This is a genomic window from Ferruginibacter sp. (genome assembly GCF_031430955.1).
GTDB lineage: Bacteria > Bacteroidota > Bacteroidia > Chitinophagales > Chitinophagaceae > Ferruginibacter.
On the sequence record NZ_JANPCM010000729.1, the window covers coordinates 1 to 3950 of the forward strand.

4 protein-coding genes are annotated in these 3950 nt (G+C 35.0%); 3 read left to right on the forward strand and 1 reads right to left on the reverse strand.

Translation table 11 applies throughout. The features are described 5' to 3' along the window. Both ACY65O_RS20885 and ACY65O_RS20890 read left to right on the forward strand, forming a co-directional pair. Positions 1 to 381, forward strand: a 381-nt coding sequence (locus tag ACY65O_RS20885; RefSeq protein ID WP_462222798.1) for a shikimate kinase, incomplete at its 5' end; no start/stop codon positions are given. Next, complete coding sequence (locus tag ACY65O_RS20890) at positions 378 to 752, forward strand: DUF423 domain-containing protein (protein WP_462222799.1); 375 nt, start codon at positions 378 to 380, stop codon at positions 750 to 752. The genes ACY65O_RS20885 and ACY65O_RS20890, both read left to right, overlap by 4 nt. Here ACY65O_RS20890 and ACY65O_RS20895 read toward each other — a convergent pair. Further along, entirely contained in the window at positions 736 to 2595 is a 1860-nt protein-coding gene (locus ACY65O_RS20895) for a sensor histidine kinase (RefSeq protein ID WP_462222800.1), read from the reverse strand. The genes ACY65O_RS20890 and ACY65O_RS20895 overlap by 17 nt on opposite strands. 141 nt (positions 2596 to 2736) lie before the next feature. On the opposite strand from ACY65O_RS20895, the gene ACY65O_RS20900 reads away from it, so the two are divergent. After that, positions 2737 to 3930 (forward strand): DNA translocase FtsK 4TM domain-containing protein, encoded by a 1194-nt coding sequence (locus ACY65O_RS20900; protein WP_462222801.1) that lies wholly within the window; start codon positions 2737 to 2739, stop codon positions 3928 to 3930. Positions 3931 to 3950: the final 20 nt, after the last annotated feature.

Here is a 3950-nt window from a genome sequence, read left to right on the forward strand (position 1 = left end):
GAAAAAAAATCGGTTGCCGAAATATTTAACCAAGATGGCGAGGCATATTTTAGGCAGAAGGAAATGGAAATGCTGCAAACATTTGCAACAAAACAAAATTGTATAATTGCCTGTGGTGGCGGCACACCATGCTTTAATAATAATATGCAGTGGATGAATGCAAATGGAACAACGGTATATCTTGCCGCAACGGCTCAGGATATTTTTAACAGGGTAATTACAGAACAGCAAAAACGCCCTCTTATAAAAGATTTTTCTCCGCAGGAGTTATTAACTTTTATTGAAAATAAATTGCAGGAAAGAGAAATTTATTATTTGCAGGCAAAAATAACTTTGCCGGTGTCGGCAATTACAGCAGATAGCATCAATTTAATACAATGAATAAAAGTTTTTTAACAGCAGGTGCTTTGTTTGCAGCAGTGGCTGTTATTTGCGGTGCATTTGGCGCACATTTTTTAAAAACAAAATTATCTGCAGAAGGTTTACAAACATTTGAAACTGCAGTACGGTACCAATTTTATCATGCGTTTGCATTGCTGGTAACCGGTATTTTGTATAAAGAATTTTCAAACAAATTATTAAAATGGGCAGGTAATCTTTTTATTGCCGGTATTATTTTATTTTCCGGTTCATTGTATATTTTATGCGGTGTACAATCTTTAAAATGGGTTGGCGCTATTACCCCATTTGGCGGGTTGTGTTTTATAACCGGTTGGATTTTATTGGCCGCAGTTATTACGAAGAAAAATTAGCGTCGGTAATTATCCGGTGCAGCGTAACTAAAGTGCCGTTATTATTTTCAATAGTGAAAATGATACCAGTATCGTCCATTCTCTTCTTCATATTTTTTAAACCATTACCAAACTGGCGTAATTTTTCAAAATCAATACCAACGCCATTATCCTTTATAAAAAGTTTGAGACCGTCGGGCACACGCTGCAGTGTGATGTTAACTTCAGTCGCCTTTGAATGCTTCAGCACATTATTCAATGCTTCCTTTACTACTAAAAAAACATTTCTTCTTATTTCGCCACTCACAACAATATTGGGCAGATCATCTGGAATGCTGATGGTGCAATTAACCCCGCTGTTTTCAAAATACTCCAGCGAATAACTTCTTATATACGCAACCATATTACCCAGCGAATCGTTGCTGCTGCTCATACTCCAGATAATAGCATTCATTTTATTCAGCAATTCATTGGCAGAAGAGGATATTTTTTCAATCTCTGGAATGGATCTGTCGCCAATTTTATTTTTTGCCAATTCGCTGTACAGACGAATAGTGGTCATACCTGCCCCAAGATCGTCGTGCATATCGGCACTTATCCTGTTGCGTTCTTCCTGCTGTGCTTTTATTATGGCGATCTGGTTTTCAAAATCTTTTTTCTCTACATCTAATTTTAATGCCTCCTGCTCTTTAATACGACCAATTAGTTCACTTCGGTTTTTGTAGGTTAAGCCCAAAAGAAAAAATCCCATCGCAAACAGCAAACCTATTTCGTGGTAAAAAAGAGCAGCCGTAAATAACCCCGTAGGCGTAACTTTTAATAGTATAAGTGTTAACGAAATTCCTGAAAAAATAATTGCAAAAGCAGAGCCAATAGCCAGGTAGATCATTAATCTTTCCTTTTGTTTAAAAGCAGCAATAATAAATAAAATGCCAATTCCTAAAACAATAAATTTCATAGCATTTTCAAAAAAACTTTCTATCAAATACCATTCGGTTAAGTAATGTATTAATGTAAAAACGAGCAACAAGCCAAGCAAAAACCATTCTGCAGCCTTAAAAATTTTATCAAGTCTTTTATGTTTAATTTTTGTATTTAAAAAGTGACGGGAAAATACCAGGTAAAAAACATTGCCCGTTATCAATAAAAAAAGATCGAAATAGCCATTAAAAAAGCAGGTAAAACTTCCTGAGTAGTTTCTGGTGCTGGCATAAAAGAATACTAAAAAAAATGTGGGTAATGCATAAGCTATGTAATAAAAAAATTCCTTTTTACGGGTTAATGCATAATTAACCAATGTAAAAAGTATCAGCATCAGCAACATACCGCTCAATACAAAGCCCATGGTTTTTAAATCATCGCTTTTAAGCCGGGTTATTTTTTTAAATGTCTCAATATAATTTTTCTTAATTATTTGTGGCTTCAGGTAGTTATAATTTTGCCTGCAAAATTCTAAGTTTACAATAATATCCGCTTTTTCATTTGGTGCCAGGTAAATTTCTGCGTAGCCTGTACTGTGGCCGTTGCTGACATATGTTAAACCACTGGCAGTTTTTTTATAGATATTAATTTTTTCAAACAAAATCCCCGGAAAAAAATAAACAGTATCGGCACTGTTGCTGCTGTTAAAAAGGCCAAACTGCAAATAAGCCGGCTTGGTTATTAGACGAGGTGGAATTTGTTCTCTGTATTTAAATTTTGATAATGGAGAAAATATCTGTTGCGTAATATTGTTAAGGTTGGATACATTTTCTGTATCAATAAAAATCAAAGCTTTTTTTGTAATTACACCCGAATCTCTCATGGTGCCAATATCTGTATAAGTACTGTCTGGCAGGGTTTGTGTGTACCCTGTGGTATACAAAAAAATAAAAAAAAGTATAATGACAGGTTTTGGCAGTGGAAATAGTTTAAATCAAACTTACAATAAATAATTCACATCAAATAACCATTACAGGCATTGTAACTGTGTTTGCAGTATTGCTTTTCTTTATCTTTGTTGCCAATGGCAAGTAAAACAAAACCGGTTAAGTCAAAGGCGGCTAATCCTGATCAGTTAAAACAGGAAAAAGAAGAAGCAGTACAGGTAAAACAATTGCTTAAAGATGAACGTACGCATAAAATTGCAGGCAGCATTTTATTGCTTATTGCAATTTTATTATTTATAGCTTTTACATCCTATTTATTTACCTGGGCCGAAGACCAGGATAAGTTTAGCTACCGCATGCTGCTGGCAAACGATATAAAAGTGCAAAATCTTTTAGGCACTTTTGGTGCATTTATTTCAGAAATTTTTGTACGTAAAGGTTTTGGTATTGCCAGCTATCTTATTTGTACTTTGTTTTTTGTAATTGGGGTAAACTTATTTTTTGGCAAAAAAGTTTTTTCTGTTTCTAAAAATATAAAATATTTAATTGCAGGGCTTCCGGTAATAAGTGTGGCTGCCGCAGTGGTATTTAGTGGCCAGGCTTTTCCGTGGGGTGGTGCCGTTGGCGATATGAGTAAAGACTGGATGTATAAAACCATTGGTCAAATTGGTACTATTGGGGTATTGGTGGTAGCGGTTTTATCTTATGTTATCTGGCGGTTTAACCCGGTATTTAAATTACCTTCTAAACAAGATTTTATTACTCCACCAATCAGCAATACAGTAGCAGATACGAATGAAATTGACGAAACTGATGATGATACTGATGAAGAAGTTGATACCATAAAAATAAATTCTCTTAAAGGCGAAGGCAATGTACTGGTAATTGCACCGCTGGAAAATACCATGCTTAATCATGACATTACTCTGGTAGAAAAAGAAAATCAAATACCAAACATTACCGATACAAAAGAATTATTGCAAGATGACGAAGACGTAAAACCTTTAATAACCACGTCTAAAGTAAAAGATAAAAATATTACTCCCCTTGAACTGGAAATAAAAACAGTGCCCGAAAAAATTGATGAAGAAGAGGAACAGATAATTATAAACAGTAAACTCCCCAACGCAAAGCCTTACGATCCTATTTTAGATTTACGGGATTATAAATTTCCTACGCTGGATCTTTTAGAAAACCATGGCAGCGAAAAAATTGTGCAGGATGCCAACGAACTGGAAAATAATAAAAACCAGATCATCAACACCCTAAAATTACGACATTCACATACAGAAAATTTCTGCAACTGTTGGCCCTACGGTTACATTGTATGAAATTATTCCGGCCGCTGGCG

Excerpts from the sequence above, each read along its gene's own strand:
- ACY65O_RS20890 (WP_462222799.1), top strand. The coding sequence starts at position 378 with ATGAATAAAAGTTTTTTAACAGCAGGTGCTTTGTTTGCAGCAGTGGCT.
- ACY65O_RS20900 (WP_462222801.1), top strand. The coding sequence starts at position 2,737 with ATGGCAAGTAAAACAAAACCGGTTAAGTCAAAGGCGGCTAATCCTGAT.